This is a genomic window from Nonomuraea candida (genome assembly GCF_000725485.1).
GTDB classification, from domain to species: Bacteria; Actinomycetota; Actinomycetes; order Streptosporangiales; family Streptosporangiaceae; genus Nonomuraea; species Nonomuraea candida.
Genome location: NZ_JOAG01000021.1, coordinates 204,783 through 220,559, shown reverse-complemented (window position 1 = coordinate 220,559; position 15,777 = coordinate 204,783). Strand labels below are relative to the sequence as shown.

The window sequence follows — 15,777 nt, the reverse complement described above, 5'->3', positions numbered from 1 at the left end:
GACTTTCCGGACCCAGGTAGGCCGTTCACCAGCACTAAGAGTCTGTCCACCCGATCATGATGCCGGGCCCGTGAAGAGAGCGGAATCTGCTCCAACCGTTCTTGGCCGGATCGCAGTGGGGAGTATTGATGCGCTGGCTGCGCGCAGGCGCGGTGGGCGACGGGGAACAGCGGCCCGGCGATGTGGCCCGGCGCGGGCCAGATGGAGCTTGAGCAGGGTGACGTAGCCGCAGTCGTCGAGCAGCGTGGTGATTCGCACTGTCATAGTGAGCGCGGCACGCGGGTGGTTCAAACCTTGCGGCGGATCGCGAGCACGCTGAGCCACGTGCGGTGGGTGACACTCTCGGCGTGCTCGGCCCGGGCCTGATCGACCAGCCGGGCCACCAGCTCCCGATCAGTCGACTCCTCCGGCTTCTTACGCGCCACCGCGGCGTCCTCCAAGTGGATCTCCGTCGATGCCTGGATCACAGTACTCATCAGGTGTGTCCTCCATGATCAGGAGTTACACCGTTGTTGTTCTTACAGTCCCGGTCGACACCTACCTCCTCGACGACGCCGCCACCGGCGACGCCAACATGACCTGCCCCCCACCCCCGCCCCCGAACCCACCTGAGAGAGCCCGCGCCGAAGATCCCCCGGCAGGGCGAGGCCGGCTGCGGTGACACGCTGATCCACGCCATGCGCCTGACGGCCGCCGCGCTGTCCGGGATGACCACCGCCGCCCGCGCCGGCCGGTCAAGGCCGGTCAGCTCGCGCATCCGCGGGTCATGGTGCGGGTTGCGGAAGTGCCGGCGGGCGTCGATGGTCAGGTCGGCGCCCGGCGCTGGGCTGTGGCTGTAGCCGAACGAGACGATCATCGCTTCGACGTCGTCGTCCTCGGGAATGCCGTCGAGGACCTCCAGCGCCCAGGAAGAGTACGCCTTGTCGGCGTGGACGATCTCGGGCCGGGGCCGGGGCCGGCCGGGTCCGAGCCGGGGCACCCGGATGGCGGCCATGACGGCGGGGAATTGCGGCCCATCCCCGCGCTGTCCGGCTGTCACCACCAGCGCCAGCAGTCGTTGCCCCTGCTCGCACGCCAGATGCAGCCTGGCCGACAGGCCGTCCCTGGAGCGTCCCGGGGGCGAACCGCCGCGTCACCGCCAAGGTGGCCACGAGGTCTCCGGCTCGCAGACGAAGGACGCGGAGCATCACCGTACGGTGATGTCCCGCGTCCTTCGTCACGTAGAGCGTCCCGGCCCGCCCTGAACGAGGAGGTCCAGGTCATAACCCCGAAGTGATGCCCGAGACGGAGGCGTTGATGTCTCAGTTCGCGTTCGGACCGGTTCGGCTGGTGATCGGTTTTCCGTGGACGGTGACGTCACTGAGGTGCACGCCGCTTATGTTCACGGATGACGAGCGTCCATGCAGGTTGATGACCTTCTTCACGCTGATTAGTTTTTGGTCCATTTCTGTGAGGTGCCGCCGTCGCACGTGCGGAGGTTGACCGCGGTGCCGTTGGTGGTGGCGTCGTTGTTCAGGTCGAGGCAGAGTCCGCCGCTGCTAGTGACGGTGCCGTTGGCGGTGAGGTCCCATTGCTGGTTGCTGCCGCCGGAACAACTCCAGAGCTGCACCCTGGTTCCGGAGGTCGCGTCCGTGGGTTCGTCCAGGCATTTGCCGACGAGCTGCAACTGCCTGCCGGTGCTGGTGAACTGCTGGTTGACGAGGGTGTTGCAGTCGTAGATCTGCAGTTGGGTGCCGTTGGCGCTGGCGCCGTTCGGGCTGTCGATGCACCGGTTGGCGAGCTGGCTGCGCAGTCGGAAGGTCCCGGGCGTCGGTGTCGTGTCGAAAGTGATACCCGAGACGTAGGCGTTGATGTTCCAGCTCGCGTCCGGGTCGGTTCGGCTGGTGATCGGGTTTCCCTGGACGGTGAAGTTACTGAAGTGCACGCCGCTGATGTTCACCGATGAGGAACGTCCGTGCAGGTTGATGACCTTCTTCACGTCCGAGGCGACGTTCGTGAAGTAGGCGTCGCGGATCGTCGCGGTGTTCTTCACCGTTCGCCAGGACGGCGGGCGGTCTTCGTTCAGGTCGATCAGGCTGTCAGTCTGCTCCACTCTGACGTTTTCCCACCGGGTGTTCGAGATGACGGCCGTGTCGTACGCGTCGATCACCATCGCGCGTCCCGCCTTCACCACGTCGATGTCGCGGAAAGTGACGCCGTCCATCGACGTTCCTTTGTTCTTGGTCCCGATCTTCGCGCAGGCCGAGTTGCTGTAGCAGACGACATGCTCGTGGACGATGTTCCTGGTGTTGATCGTGCCTGCGTTGTCTTCCTCGTTCTTGGTCGCCATGTTGTCGTCGCCCGTGTAGAGGAAAGCATTGGACAGCAGACCGTTGGTCGACTCGTCGAAATTCACACCGTCGGTGTTGTTGAACGTCGTCGTCGTGGGCCGAACGTTGATCATCTTATAGTTCTTTATGGTGACCTTGTCGCTGCGGTAGATGAGCGTGTTCCAGAAGCTGGGGTCTCGGACGGTGAGGCCGTCGACCAGGATGTCAGAGCTCTCCTCGATTTTCAGGAGATTCAGCTTTGTGCCCTGCGCCCGCAGGGACTTCCCGTTTCCGTCGATGACACCGCGGCCCAGCAGCTTCGCGTTGCTCACCTGGTACACCCGGATCGTCGAGTGCTGGGCGCCTTCGATGTTCACGCCGCCGCCGCCGGTGTTGAAGTCTCCCGGCTTGTTCGAGCCGTAGAGGATCGCGCCGGCCGCCAAATACAGGGTCATGTTGCTCTTCATCCAGAGCTCACCGACCTGATATTTGCCGGGCGGGACGTACAGGATGTTCCGGGTCGCTCCGGACGCGGCGTTGATGGCGTTTTGGATCTTGGAGGTGACGAGCGTCGCCCCCGTGTTGTCGACCCCGTAATCGGCCAGGTTCTTGACGTTGGCGTCCCCCAGCAGGGGCGGACTCGACTCGGCCGCGTCGATGAGGATGAACAGCAGTTCCTTGGAGTCGAACTGGACGATCAAGTAGTTGGGGCCGCTTGCGAAGGTGATCGTGTTGCCGCTTCTGGTGACCGCCAGTTTCCGGCTCTTGGGGCTGACGGTGTACGAGCTGAAGCTCTGGGCGACGGTGACCGAGAATGTGGCCGTGCCCGCTCCCGCCATCGAGCAGTGCGCGTAATGGACCTGCATCTCGGGGGCGAACTTGGTCATCTTCTCGACGAACAGCGGCGCGCCGTCCGCCGTGACGGTGTAGAGGGAGCTTTTCGTGGCGCCGGGCAGGGCGGGATCCGCGAGGCAGCCGCCGGCTGCCTGACCGGCCGAGCTGTTCCCGGCCGCGCCGGTCGCCGCAGTCGCGCCGTACACCGGCACCACCAAGGCGTTTGTCCCGACGCCACCGCCAACGGCGAGGAGTGCGAGGGCTACTAACTTCGCAAGTAACCTCGCAAGAGGTGTGATTCTCATGGGGGTCCTTCCTGTCGGAATCCTGTGCGGGGGCCAGTACCGGCGGCAGCGATCGTGATCGTGGATGCGGGGTGCGATCCCGGATCGCGCCGCGGTGGTGGGCGGAACAGTGTGTAAAGGGCTGCGTCTACCTGCCGGTTACGTGGGGGGTAAAGGAGATGTGGTCGTCCGTGCTGGGAGCGGCTGTGTGGGAGAGTGCGGCCGTGGCCGGCACCGTGATCGCTGATAACGCCGGCAGGACCAGGAGACCGAGCCGGCTTCAGGTCGTGAATCGTCGTCGCCATCGTCCGCTGGTGCCTCTGATGTGGGCGGATGCGTGTTCCATAGCGGCTTTGCCTCCTGAGGGATGGCTAGGAGATGCCCGAGAGTGGAACGCAACTGAAATCGGTTCCAAACATCGGTCGAGGTCCTCACCGTGTCAAGGCCCAAAGTTTGAGGACTGTCCCCTGGGCGTTCAGCTGTTGCTTGACAGCGAAAGGAAATCGGTTCCAGAATCCGGTGTGGCGTGCTGGCGATCCCGGAGGAACCGTCGTGACGGATGAACCTGTCGTGACGGTGACGATCAAGGACGTGGCGCGGCTGGCGGGTGTGTCACCCGCCTCGGTGTCCCGCGCGCTGGCTGACCCCCGCCAGGTGCGCCCCGGCACGCGAGAGCGCGTCCATCGGGCCGCGGCGGCCTTGGGCTACCACCCCAACCAGGCCGCGCGCGCCCTGACGACGGGCCGGACCCGGACGATCGGACTCGTGGTGCCCGACATCACCAACCCGATCTTCTCCACCATCTTCCAGGCCGTGCAAGGACGTGCCCGGCAAAGCGGCTACTCCGTCCTGCTGGTCGATACCGGGGAAGACCCCGCGACCGAGGTCGACCTCGTGCGCACCCTGGCCAGGCAGGTCGACGGCTTCCTGCTGTGCTCGCCCCGCGCCGCCCAGGAGGACCTGGATCCCTTCCTGCGGGCAACCGCGGTGGTCACGATCAACCACAGGGGCAGGCGGGTTCCCTGCGTCACCTCCGACAACACCGACGGCGCCCGGCAGGCGGCCGAGCATCTCCTGGCCCTCGGCCACCGACGGCTCGCCTACGTCGCCGGTCCCGCCGCCTCCTCCGACAACCGCGAACGGCTCCGCGGCCTGCGCACCGCCGTCGCCGCCGCGGGCGCCGAGCTGACCGACTTCACCGCCGTGTCACCCACCTACGACGGCGGCACCGCCGCGGCCGATCTGGTGCTCGCCACCTCGGCGACCGCTGTGATCGCCTTCAACGACGTCATCGCGCTTGGACTGCTCAACCGCTTCACCGCCCGCGGCATCGGCGTTCCCCAGCAGATCAGCCTCGTCGGATTCGACGACATCCCCTTCGCCGCCATGACCAACCCGCCGCTGACCAGCGTCGCCGTCGCCAAGCAGCAGATCGGGCGGACCGCGGTCGACTTCCTGCTGGATCTACTCGACGGACGTCAACGCTCCGGCGGGTCCCGGCTGATGCTGCCCACCCACCTCATCGTGCGCGGCTCGACCGGCGCCGCACCAGCGACATTCGCAGACTGACCCCTGGCGGACGGCGAAGGAGGCCCGGTGCTCGGGTTCGTGTCATGGCCCGCAAGGTAGAGCGTTGGTGCGGGTCACGATGGGTGACCGCGCCCCGTGCGGCCCTCGGGTTTCGGTCGGGACGGTAGGGGATGAGCCCGGCGCTCATCGTCTCGACAACGGCGGCAGGCACGTTTCCGCAGGTCGGGGTCCCAGTAGCAATGAAGAAATTTTCAACGAAATAGCGCCTGACCTGCGATAACGTGGGAGCCGCCGACTGGCGTCTCGGGTTTGATCACGGTGTTGGATCACGGCCAAGGACAGTTCGGGCTCGGGTACCGGCCAGGGACTACGGCCGTTGCTTCGCATCGTCGGCTCCGGCGCCCACCTCGGTGATGCTGGTGTCGTGGTCGCGGAGCATGCGCATGACGGTGGCCGGGGAGGGATGCCGGCCCCTCTTGGCGCCCTGGGTGATGACCAGGCGGGAGGCGATCTCGCGCAGGCTGAGGTTCTGGCCGCGCAGGTGCAGGGCCATGGACAGCATGTTCTCGTCGGTGACGGCGGCGCCGCCGATGGCCTTGCCGCGGGCGCGGGCGGATTCGTGTCCTTCCAGGGTGCGGTCGCGGATGTACTCGCGTTCCATGCCCGACAGGGCGGCCAGCACGGTGAACACCACGCCCGAGGGGTCGTGGGAGCCCTGCAGTTCGCCGGTGAGGAACTCCAGGCCGATGCCGGCCGCCTTCAGTTGCTCGGCCAGGGCGGCCAGGTCCAGGCCGCGGCCGAGCCGCTTGTGCTCGTGCACCACGAGGGTGACCGCGACCCCGGCCGCGCGCAGTTCCCGGGCCAGGGTGACGGCCTTGTCGAGCTCGGGCCGCACTGTGGCGCGGGTGGAGATCTTCTCGGCGAAGACGCGGGTGACGCCGGCGGCCTTGAGCGCGTCGAGCTGGGTGTCGAGGGACTGGCGGAGGGTGGAGGCGCGGGCGTAGCCGATCCGCGCGTGCCCTGCCGGTTCGGCGTCGGCCGCGACCGGGCGGGGCAGTTCGATCCACAGGGTGCCCGGCTTGCGGAGGGCGGGGGTGGGGACGTTGAGCGCCTTGGCGAACGCGGGCACGAGCCGGAAGCGGGCGGTGTGGTACTGGACGGCGACCTTGCCCTTGCCGGTCCGGCAGGGGGAGCCGGCCGGGGCGGCGCAGGAGGTCATCGGGCAGGCGTGGGCCTCCACGCGGAGGAAGTCGTCGTCGTGCACCCGGAGATCGTTTCATAGGAGTGTTTCAGAGGGCTACCCGTTTGCACCGACTCATGAAACAGTGTTCACCCTGGACGCCCCCGATCGGAGGCGGTGTTTCATAGGTGTCCGCTTATGAAACACCGTTCGGGCGTGTCAACTGTACTCGGCGCGCGGGTGGTCGGTGTCTTGGAGCTGATCAGTGTGCTCGTGAGTGGCGGCCCAGGAGGCGAGCAGGCGGAGCGCGTCTTCGGACGGGGATCCGGGTTCGGCGGTGTAGATGGTCATGGACAGGTCGGGTTCGGCGCGCAGGTCCATGCTCTCGTAGGCGAGGGTGAGGTCGCCGACGATGTGGTGGCGGAAGTGTTTGACGCCGGTGCCGTGGGTGCGGACGTTGTGGGCTCCCCAGCGGCGGCGGAAATCGTCGCTGCGGGTGGACAGCTCTCCGACCAGGTCGTGCAGGCCCTTGTCGTGCGGGTCCTTACCGGCTGCGGTGCGCAGGTTGGCCACGGTCATGTCGGCGGCCAGGTCCCAGTTGGGGAAGAAGCGACTGGCGGCGCTGTCGAGGAAGGTGAAGCGGGCGAAGTTCGGTGGCCGGGTGGGATCGGCGTAGAGGTCGCTGTACATGGCCCGGCCCAGGCGGTTGGCGGCCAGCAGGTCCGAACGGTTGTTGCCGATGATGGCCGGGGCGGTAGTGATGGTGTCGAGCATCCAGTGCAGGCTGGCCCGGGCGGTCGGCTGCTTGGGACGGCGGCGGCGCAGGACGGCGTTGCTGCCGTCGGCCTCGTGCGCGAGCCGTAGCAGGTGGGCGCGTTCGGCGTCGTCCAGGTGCAGGGCGCGGGCGATCGCGTCGAGGACGCTGGCCGAGACGCCGGCCAGATGGCCGCGTTCGAGCTTGGCGTAGTACTCCACGCTCATCCCGGCCAGGGCGGCGACCTCGCTGCGCCGCAACCCGGGAACGCGCCGCTGCCCGGCGACAGGCAGACCCGCCTGCACGGGAGTGATCTTGGCGCGTCGCGAGGTGAGGAAGGCGCGCACTTCGGACCGGTTGTCCATGCCACGACGGTACGCCACGCTCCCCGGCACGTGGGATGCACTGGTAGTACACCCATCAGCAGAGACTTCCTCGCCCGGGCCGTCCCAGGTGTGCTGGATGCCATGACCGAGGTAGTGATCGCGGCCACCGCCGCTTGGGCCCGCCGCCTGGCCGCCTGCCTGCTGACCGCCGCGCTGGCCGGGTGCTCGCGATCAGCAGACCCGCAGGACACCGGGCCCGTGACGCTGCCGGTGTCATCTCCGGTGTCATCGCCGGGCACGGCGAGCGCCGCATCGGGGATGGCGGTGGTGCTGCGGTTCGGCGACCATGCCGTCGCCGCGACGCTGACCGACACGATGATGGCGCGGCAGTTCACCACGATGCTGCCGTTGACCGTGCAACTGACGGACGCGTGGGGCCAGGCGAAGGCGGGGCCGTTGCCGCGCCCGCTCACCGCCGGGGGTGGCACGCCGGTCCATGATCCCACCCCGGGCGGCATCTATGTCTGGCCCGTGAGCGGGGTGATCGCCGTCTACTACGACGACCTCGGCCAGACGGTGCCCGACCCCGGCCTGATCCGCCTCGGCGTCGTCGAGACCGGCCTGGACAACCTCTCCGAGGCAGGCAGCCGTCTCACGGTCCGGATCGAGCCGGCCACCGCGACTAATTCCTGACCTACCGCCTGAACCGCCCGAACCATCACCGCCTTCACCGCCTACAGGAAGTGCTTCGCTCATGCGTGTTGCCGTCATGACCGCCCCCGGACAGGTCCACGTCGAAGACCGTCCCGACCCGCAGATCATCGAACCGACCGACGCGATCATCCGCCTGTCGGCGACCTGCATCTGCGGGTCGGACCTGTGGCCGTACCGGGGCGTGGAGAAGCTGGAGGGACCGCAGCCGATGGGGCACGAGTACGCCGACATCGTCGAGGAGGTCGGAGCCGCGGTCACCACGGTGCGGCCGGGCCAGTTCGTGGTCGGCTCGTTCTTCGCCTCCGACAACACCTGCGAGATCTGCCGGGCGGGCTACCACAGCTCCTGCATCCATCGTGAGGGCGTGAGCGGTGCTCAGGGACAGTACATGCGCGTCCCTCTCGCGGACGGCACCCTGCTCGCCACGCCCGAGGTCCCATCTGGCGACCTGATTCCCGGTTTCCTGGCCGCCTCCGATGTGCTGGGCACCGGCTGGTTCGCCGCGGTCGCCGCGCAGGCGGGGCCGGGCAAGACCGTCGCGGTCGTCGGCGACGGCGCCGTCGGCCTGTGCGGGGTGCTGGCGGCTCGGCAGCTCGGCGCCGAACGCATCATCGCGATGAGCCGCCACGAGGCCCGCCAGAGGCTCGCACGCGAGTTCGGCGCCACCGATATCGTCACCGAGCGAGGCGAGGAAGGCGTCACCCGGATCAAAGACCTCACCGGCGGGCTCGGCGCGCACAGCGTCATCGAGGCGGTCGGCACCCAGGAGTCGATGATGCAGGCCATCGGCTCCACCCGGCCGGGCGGGCACGTCGGCTACGTCGGCGTCACCCACGATGTGCAGCTGCCCGGCATGGGTCTGTTCTTCTCCCACGTGCATCTGCACGGCGGTCCCGCCCCGGTGCGCCGTTTCCTGCCCGAGCTGATGCGGCTCATCGGGGAGCGGCACATCGACCCCGGCAAAGTGTTCGACCTGGCCCTGCCGCTCGACCAGGCCGCCGACGGCTACCGGGCGATGGACGAGCGCCGGGCCATCAAGGTGCTCCTGCACCCGTAGTCCGGCGACCTTCACTTCGCCTCGCCGATCGAGACCTGTCGCCCCGATGCAACCCCGCTGCTGGAGGAACCGCGTGACCATTCCGCCCGCGAACACCGACCCGGCGGCATCCCCGAGCGGCCACCACCGGGCAGGCCCGCGGGAACAGGCCGTCGGCCGTGCACTGGCGGTCGTCCTCACCCTGTTGACGATCTTCGGTCCGCTCTCCATGGACGTCTATCTGCCGGTGCTCCCCGCGCTCACCACCGAGCTGCGGGCGGCGACCTCGGCAGCGCAGCTGACCGTCACCGCGTGCCTGCTCGGTCTTGGCCTCGGTCAGGCCGCCGCCGGACCGCTGTCCGACCGGTTGGGCCGCCGCCGTCCCCTGCTGGCCGGCGTCCTCGCCTACATCCTCACCTCAACGGCGTGTGCCCTCAGCCCGGCCATCGAGCCCCTCATCGCCGCGCGATTCGTCCAGGGCCTGGCCGGCGGGGTGGGCATCGTGATCGCCCAAGCCGCGGGCCGCGACCTCTACTCTGGCGGCAAGCTCGTCCGCTTCTACGGCCACCTGACCGTGATCGCCGGGCTCGCCGCCGTCATCGGACCGGTGATCGGCGGGCAACTCGCCTCGGTCACCGACTGGCGGGGCATCTTCCTGGTCTTGTCCGCGATCGGCGCGCTGATCCTGCTGGCCTGTCTCGTCATCTTCCGCGAGACGCTGCCCGCGCACGATCGCGTCACCGGCGGGCTGACGCGGACCGGCCGCGACTTTCGCCGGCTGATCGGCGACCGCACCTTCCTCGGCGTCGTGCTCATCTCCGCCTTCGTCAGCGCCGCCCTGTTCGCCTACCTCGCCGGTGCCACCTACGTCCTGCAAGGCATCTACGGCCTCTCCCCGCAGGGCTACGCTGTGGCGTTCGGCCTGAACTCCCTGGGGTTCATGGTGTTCGGCTTCGCCGCCGGCCGCCTGTCCGAGCGGTGGTCGGAGAAGGGGACCTTGCTGATCGGGCTCGTGCTGTGCCTGCTCGGCGCCGGCGGCCTGCTCGCCACCGCGGTCCTTGCCCTGCCCCTGACCGCCGTGATCCTCTCGCTGTTCACGATGGTCAGCGGCGTAGCCGCCACGAGCCCGCCGACCACCTCCCTGGCCCTGGCCAACTACCCCGACATTGCCGGCACCGCCTCCTCCCTGCTCGGGCTGGCGCGCTTCGCATGCGGCGGCCTCGCCGCACCCCTGGTCGGCCTCGGCGGCGCCGACAACGCCGTCCCCCTCGGCCTCGTCACGCTCGTGTCCGCCGGCCTCGCGATGAGCACATACGCCATGACCATCAGGCTCCGGCCCCGCGACCGGCAGCCCAGCCGGGCTCACCGATGAGTGCCCGCGCCGAACGCCGCGCCCCGAGCAACGGGGCCGGGCCGACGCGAGATGTGTTCGGTGTGCTGGCCATCGAGGTCGAACTCACCGTGCCTGCGTCGCCCGCGCCGAGCCCCTAACCCGCGCGCCGCCAACCCACCGGGCCCCGCCCGCACCCAGCTTGTTTAGGGTAGGACGCGGCCCTCACCTTTCTCAGGGACCCCAGTTCACGGGGTCAACCCCAGCTCTCGCAGTTGGGCGGGCCGCAGCGGCCGCCATCCGCTGGTGTCGAGCTTGGCCAGTTCCGCCTCGACGTCCACGTTGATGACGCCGAAGAAGTTGATGTTGTCGCTGTGCCCGGGCGAGATGTGCGACAGGATCTCGTCGCTCACCTCCCGGCCCTGCGAACGCAGCTCCAGCACCGCCCGAGAATAATATTCGGTCGTCCACAGCGTGACGCAGTTGAGCACCAGCCCGAGCGCGCCGAGCTGGTCCTCCATGCCCTTGTAGTAGCGCTGGTAGACCTCGCCCTTACGGCCGTGGAAGATCTTCCCGGCCAGGGCGTGGCGGGACTCCTGCAGGTTGCGGATGCCCTTGATGTCACGCCGATACGGCTCCTCCACCGCGTAGGTGAGGATGTGCAGCGTCTTGAAAATGCGGCCATAGGCGGCGATCGCGTCAGATGCACCAGTCCGAAGACCACGTCGCTGTAAGATCCGGTGTCGGTCACGATGATGTCCGGGCGTTGCCCGCCGTCGCGCCGAAACAGTACATCGATCATGTGCAGCGAGTCCCGGACGGTGCCGGTGACCACCTTCGCGCCCAGTCCCGCACCCTGGTCATTGATCATATTGAGCCAGGTCAGGCCCCTCTTGCCGCCGAAAAACTTCCGGTTCGGCCGGGTGTAGATGGACGGCACCGGGACCACGAACCGCATGCCGTCGATCGCGGCCACCAGGCCGCCGCCGAGCTGCCGGGCAAAACCGATCTTCGCCTGCTCCTCGATCAGCGGCGCGTTGGCCAGCGAGAACGTCTCGGCCGACAGGTAGTTCTGCGCCACGTGGCTGAGCCGGTCACGCTCCAGCGCCGCGGTGCCGGCCTTGACCACCGGCGCATAGCCGATGTTCAGCGCCTGCGCGGTCAGGCAGGCCGCCACCGAGACACCGAAATCGGCCAGCTTGCTCACCCCGCCCGCCACCGAGGTGAAAGCCGCCTCGAATCCGGGGACACGGCCCATCACCTTCAGCAGCAACTCCGGCAGATCCACCCGGGGCAGCATGCCGGCCACCCGCTTGCGCAGATCCACCAGCGACGGCGGCTCAGGCAGCGCCTGCAGCCTGGCGACGTGTAGCCGTCCCTCCTCATCGACGGTGACGTCGACGCCGTCGGTGCCGAGCCGGGCGGCCACGTCCCGCAGCGCCAGATGCAGCACCAGCGCGTGCTCGGCCAGTAGCGTCTCCGGATGCTCCGGCAGCTGCAGGTCCGTCAGCGCCGGCCCCTTGGCCGCCACCCAGTCCGCGCCGTCCAGCAGCTGGCCGCGCGGATCCCGCCACCGGGCCGAGGCCTCGGCGTACACGTCACGCCGCGTGAGATGACGGTGGAACTCGGTCAGCACGCACATGGTGTAGGCGTTCTTGTCCACCGTGCTGCCGTGCGAGCCGGCCCGAAACACCAGCCGCTTCCACGATCCGCTCACCAGCGCGACGTCGATGTCGTCCTCGGTCACCTTCTTCTTACGGCCGTCCAGCAGCCGCGGCAGCGTCCTCATCGCCGCCAGCACCCGCTGCGCCTCGGCGTTCGCGCCGAACTCGATCACCGTGGTCAGCGTCTTGAGAAATCCCGACACCGTCGCGATCCGCTCAGCCAGCAACGCCCGCATCTGCCCATCGGCATCGGCGCCGGGCGGCGGCACCATCCCGGTCACCGCGGCCACCGCCTCCTTCAGCTCCCGGCGCGGCACCATCGCATCGATCGCCTCCCACACCTGCTCCAGCCGCAGCTCCTCGCCGTACTCGGTGACTTCCAGCAGCGTCTCCACCGCCACCGCGAGGGTGGCCGAATGGCGGGCGAGCTTGGGGTGCTGGCGGGCCCGTTCCTTGTCAGTGGCGGTCTCGGCTTTGCCGATCAGCTCGGTCGTCATCAGCAGATCCAGCAGGTCCAGGCAGTCGTCGACCGACTTGCCCTCCAGGTAGATGACCGTGGCCAGCAACGTGGCCGGCTGCCGCGAGGGGCCGTGCCGGCGCAGCGTGGTCGCCGTGGCCGTCATCCCATACCGAGCCAGATCCACCATCCGCCGGTGCGGCACCCCCGGCGGCAGCTCCATCGACCCCAGGCCGACGCTGAGAATCTCCCCGGCGCGCTCCAGCGCCTTCTCCATGTTCCGGCCCGAGGGCACCGACGGGCCCTTGCGCCAGCGCTCCAGATCCGACGAGCGCGCCCCCTCCGGCACCTCCAGCAGCCGGGCCAGAATCGCCTGCTGCCGCGGTGACAAAATGCCGTACAGCGTGTCATGCAGCCGCTCGGTCGCCTCATCACGCACCCGGGCGATCAGCCGCGTCAGCGTGGTCACCCCCGGCAGCAGCACCTTGTTGGAGCGCAGCCAGCTCACCCCGTCGACGAAGATGCCCTTCTTGCCGTCCCCGGTGTTCCACGCCCGCGCATCCACCCACGCGGTGAACTCCGCCTCGACCGCGGAGAACTCCCGCAGCCCGTACGCCTTCTTGATCTCGTCCTGGTGGTCGAACTGCGTCTGGCGCCGCTCGGTGTACTGCTTGACCTGCGACACGTCCGCCACGCCGAGCTGATCGGCCAGGTAGTCGATCACCTCGGCCGGGACCTCCAGCGGGTCCGGCAGGAACCGGCCCACGAACCGGGCCGTGGTCAGTTGCAGGGCGAACCCGAGCCGGTGCTGATCACCACGGCGGCGCCCGATCAGCTTTCGGTCCGCGTCGTCGAGGAAGAACATCTTCTCCAGCTCGGCCCGCGTCGGCGCCCCTACATAGCGGCCGTAGGCGGCCGCCTCTTCATCGCTTAAGAACTCAACTGGCATGGGCCCAGAAGGTAGGACTCATCCATCAACGCGAGCCAGGCTCAAGATCGAACTGTTACGGGGAAACAGCTTCCACGACCTTCTGAGCAGCACGATTCCGCAGGTCATCCGCATTGGAATAGCCATCAACGGCAAGCGGGGCTCTGGGGGCGGCTAAACGCGACTTTTCGTTCGCATGCTGCTCAACCCCCGAGGCCGAGGTCCCGCTGCAGCTCATCATGGGCAAGACCCGGCACAAGAACCCCCGCACCGCCATGCGCTACGTCAAACCCGGACCTGAGGCCATCGCCAAAGTCACCGAGGTCCTCACGCCCCGTCGCCGTACCCGCTGATCAGCGCTCTCTCAGGTAGGGCAGGACACTGCCCCTTTCTCTCGTACTTGGTCTGGCCCCCCCTGAGCACCAGCGGGCGCTCGTCGAGATCGACCTCCACATGCCCGACCGTCAGCGGCGGCTTGCCGCCGATCTGGTCGACGGCGTCGGTCCCGCTCGCGGTGTACCAGGCGGTGAACACCACGCCGGCCGCCGCGACGAGCACAGCGCTGGCCACCCCGGCCACCCACGTGCGCGCGGCCTTCCAGGCTCCCGGGCCCGGCTCCGGCGGATCACCGCCTCTGGCCTGGCTGCTGCTGCCCTTCTTGCGCTGGCGAACCCTGGCCATGACCGCCTTCCGATGACCGTCGAACGGGCGAATCCTGACCGTGCACCCACCAATATGCCCGCCTGCCACGGGCCGCGCACCAGAAGGACTTTGTTCAGGGCAACCACATCGCTGGAGCTCGTGAGGCCGGCGATCGGCAGTGATCGACTACAAGATCCGGTCCAGGGTTCGAAGACCGGCATTCAGCCAGATCACTCAGCTGCCCCCGCATGCCCCGGCTGTACCCGTGGCGGCCCAGCTCGCGTTGCGGGCGCTGCGAAGGTCCATACCTACGTGGTGGAGGCGACCGCCGCCCGGCCGTGGCGCGCCACGACCGGGCCGGGGTTGCTTTCGCTTGGGCGCTTGACCTCGACCACGGTTGAGATTGCACGATGGCCGCCGGGGCATCGCCTCGCACCCGACCTCGACCTCAAGGAGTGTGCCCGTGAGCACGGATCTCGGTTTCTCTTCGATCATCGACTACACCGTTGACGGCTTTGACACGCAGCTTGAGCTGGTGGAGGCGTTCGCGGAGATTCAGGAGCGGTGGGTGCGTTTCTTTCCCGGCTACCGCTCGGCCCGTTTCCACGTGAGCACCGACGGCAGTCGCGTGTACACCATCGTGCACTGGGCGAGCGAGGCGGACTACCGTCACTTCGTGGAGAACTCCGATACCGACGGCCGGATGGCGGCGATCACCAAGGCCCTGGAGGGCCTGTCCGGCAAGGCCGAACCGCGTATGACGGGAGCGCCCACCTACACTGTCGTCCGCGAGGTCGGTCCCGGGCCGCAGCGCCTCGATGTCTGATCGTCCGACGCCGGCTCGCGGAGTCTGACGCTTCGGACGCTGTGGCCGGAAGGGGCACGTTCAGGCCGGCTCGGTCCGGAGGCGGTGAGGTGCGCCACCGGCTTGAGCGCCGGCTCGGCGGCCCGTCGCGGCGAGGGCGCGCAGGCCGTCGTGGGACGGGGTGCCAGGCTCGGCCGTGAGGGCGATGAGCTGCTGGTCGGGGTCCGTGGCGCAGGTGAGGGTGGACCAGTCGAGGGTCAGCTCCCCGGCGACGGGATGGCGGATCACCTTGGTGCCCATGTCGCGCACGGTGACGTGGTGGCCGCCCCACCACCGGCGGAAGTCCCGGTCCCGCGCCGACAGCTCGCCCACCAGCTCGCCCAGCCGCGGGTCGTCCGGGTCCCTGGCGGCCTCCATGCGCAGCTGCGCCACGCACGCCTGGGCCACGTCCTCCCAGTGCGGGTACAGCGCCCGCACGTCGGGGTCACTGAAAACCAGCCTTACGAAATTGCGCTTCTCTTCCGGATATTTCCCGAAGTCGGTGAACAGGGCGGCGGCCATGGCGTTCCAGGCCAGGACGTCCGTCCGCCGGCCGAGGATCACGGCCGGGGTGGTGGCGAAGTCGTCGAGGAGCCGCTGCAATTGCGGCTGGACCTTCCGCGCGGCCGGGCGGGGCGGCCGGGCCGCGTTCCTGTCCTTGCCGGACAGCTCGAACAGATAGGCCCGCTCGTCGTCGCCGAGCCGCAGGACGCGCGCGATGGCCTCCAGCACCGGCTCGGAGGCCTGGCGGCGCCCCTGCTCCAGGCGGGTGTAGTAGTCGGCGCTGATCGACGCGAGCAGGGCCACCTCCTCCCGGCGCAGCCCCTTGACGCGGCGCCGCCCGCCGGCGACGGGCAGCCCCACCGCGGCGGGGCTCAGCTCCATCCGCCGGGCCTTGAGGAAGTCACCCAGCTCGCCGGGGCGCGCGTTGCTGCTCATACGCCC

At 68.6% G+C, this 15,777-nt stretch carries 14 protein-coding genes and 1 pseudogene; 5 read left to right on the top strand and 10 right to left on the bottom strand.

The genetic code is table 11. The annotated features are described in order from the left end of the window. Nucleotides 1–287: 287 nt before the first annotated feature. From IO39_RS23130 to IO39_RS23120, 4 genes are all read right to left on the bottom strand, one after another. Nucleotides 288–476, bottom strand: coding sequence for a hypothetical protein (locus IO39_RS23130; protein ID WP_043626828.1), 189 nt, complete (start codon nt 474–476; stop codon nt 288–290). Beyond that, nucleotides 476–994 (bottom strand): RapZ C-terminal domain-containing protein, encoded by a 519-nt coding sequence (locus tag IO39_RS59890; protein ID WP_052423251.1) that lies wholly within the window; start codon nt 992–994, stop codon nt 476–478. Before IO39_RS59890 ends, IO39_RS23130 begins: the two co-directional genes overlap by 1 nt. 307 nt (nt 995–1,301) lie before the next feature. Continuing rightward, nucleotides 1,302–1,424, bottom strand: a complete 123-nt coding sequence (locus IO39_RS58995; protein ID WP_281200122.1) for a hypothetical protein — start codon at nt 1,422–1,424, stop codon at nt 1,302–1,304. Between the two features lie 5 nt (nt 1,425–1,429). After that, entirely contained in the window at nt 1,430–3,358 is a 1,929-nt protein-coding gene (locus IO39_RS23120; protein WP_157548784.1) for a ricin-type beta-trefoil lectin domain protein, read from the bottom strand. Nucleotides 3,359–3,979: 621 nt separating this feature from the next. Here IO39_RS23120 and IO39_RS23115 point away from each other — a divergent pair. Continuing rightward, on the top strand, nt 3,980–4,996 hold the full coding sequence (locus IO39_RS23115) for a LacI family DNA-binding transcriptional regulator (RefSeq protein ID WP_211267120.1): 1,017 nt from the start codon (nt 3,980–3,982) through the stop codon (nt 4,994–4,996). Between the two features lie 328 nt (nt 4,997–5,324). On the opposite strand, the gene IO39_RS23110 is transcribed toward IO39_RS23115, so the two are convergent. Both IO39_RS23110 and IO39_RS23105 read right to left on the bottom strand, forming a co-directional pair. Further along, on the bottom strand, nt 5,325–6,221 hold the full coding sequence (locus IO39_RS23110) for a recombinase family protein (RefSeq protein ID WP_043626819.1): 897 nt from the start codon (nt 6,219–6,221) through the stop codon (nt 5,325–5,327). Between the two features lie 135 nt (nt 6,222–6,356). Next, a complete protein-coding gene (locus IO39_RS23105) occupies nt 6,357–7,256 on the bottom strand; it encodes a helix-turn-helix domain-containing protein (RefSeq protein ID WP_043626815.1) in 900 nt (299 codons plus the stop codon). A gap of 102 nt (nt 7,257–7,358) precedes the next feature. On the opposite strand from IO39_RS23105, the gene IO39_RS50880 reads away from it, so the two are divergent. The 3 genes from IO39_RS50880 to IO39_RS23090 all read left to right on the top strand — a co-directional run bounded on the left by IO39_RS50880 (nt 7,359) and on the right by IO39_RS23090 (nt 10,339). After that, nucleotides 7,359–7,910: a cyclophilin-like fold protein gene (locus IO39_RS50880; protein WP_157548782.1), complete on the top strand. Its 552-nt coding sequence runs from the start codon at nt 7,359–7,361 to the stop codon at nt 7,908–7,910. Nucleotides 7,911–7,971: 61 nt separating this feature from the next. Next, nucleotides 7,972–8,988: a zinc-dependent alcohol dehydrogenase family protein gene (locus tag IO39_RS23095; RefSeq protein ID WP_043626813.1), complete on the top strand. Its 1,017-nt coding sequence runs from the start codon at nt 7,972–7,974 to the stop codon at nt 8,986–8,988. Nucleotides 8,989–9,151: 163 nt separating this feature from the next. Further along, nucleotides 9,152–10,339, top strand: coding sequence for a multidrug effflux MFS transporter (locus IO39_RS23090; RefSeq protein WP_052423260.1), 1,188 nt, complete (start codon nt 9,152–9,154; stop codon nt 10,337–10,339). A 206-nt stretch (nt 10,340–10,545) separates the two neighbouring features. Here IO39_RS23090 and IO39_RS57925 read toward each other — a convergent pair whose 3' ends face one another. The 3 genes and pseudogenes from IO39_RS57925 to IO39_RS23080 all read right to left on the bottom strand — a co-directional run bounded on the left by IO39_RS57925 (nt 10,546) and on the right by IO39_RS23080 (nt 14,027). Beyond that, complete coding sequence (locus IO39_RS57925) at nt 10,546–10,974, bottom strand: Tn3 family transposase (RefSeq protein WP_245642155.1); 429 nt, start codon at nt 10,972–10,974, stop codon at nt 10,546–10,548. A gap of 35 nt (nt 10,975–11,009) precedes the next feature. Continuing rightward, a pseudogene (locus IO39_RS23085) lies at nt 11,010–13,367 on the bottom strand (Tn3 family transposase); the annotation flags it as partial. Between the two features lie 306 nt (nt 13,368–13,673). After that, nucleotides 13,674–14,027: a hypothetical protein gene (locus IO39_RS23080; RefSeq protein WP_043626807.1), complete on the bottom strand. Its 354-nt coding sequence runs from the start codon at nt 14,025–14,027 to the stop codon at nt 13,674–13,676. A gap of 424 nt (nt 14,028–14,451) precedes the next feature. Here IO39_RS23080 and IO39_RS23075 point away from each other — a divergent pair, with 424 nt between their 5' ends. Continuing rightward, complete coding sequence (locus IO39_RS23075; protein ID WP_043626804.1) at nt 14,452–14,814, top strand: antibiotic biosynthesis monooxygenase family protein; 363 nt, start codon at nt 14,452–14,454, stop codon at nt 14,812–14,814. 60 nt (nt 14,815–14,874) lie between these two features. Here IO39_RS23075 and IO39_RS23070 read toward each other — a convergent pair whose 3' ends face one another. Beyond that, nucleotides 14,875–15,771, bottom strand: a complete 897-nt coding sequence (locus IO39_RS23070; RefSeq protein WP_052423247.1) for a helix-turn-helix domain-containing protein — start codon at nt 15,769–15,771, stop codon at nt 14,875–14,877. Nucleotides 15,772–15,777 lie beyond the last annotated feature (6 nt).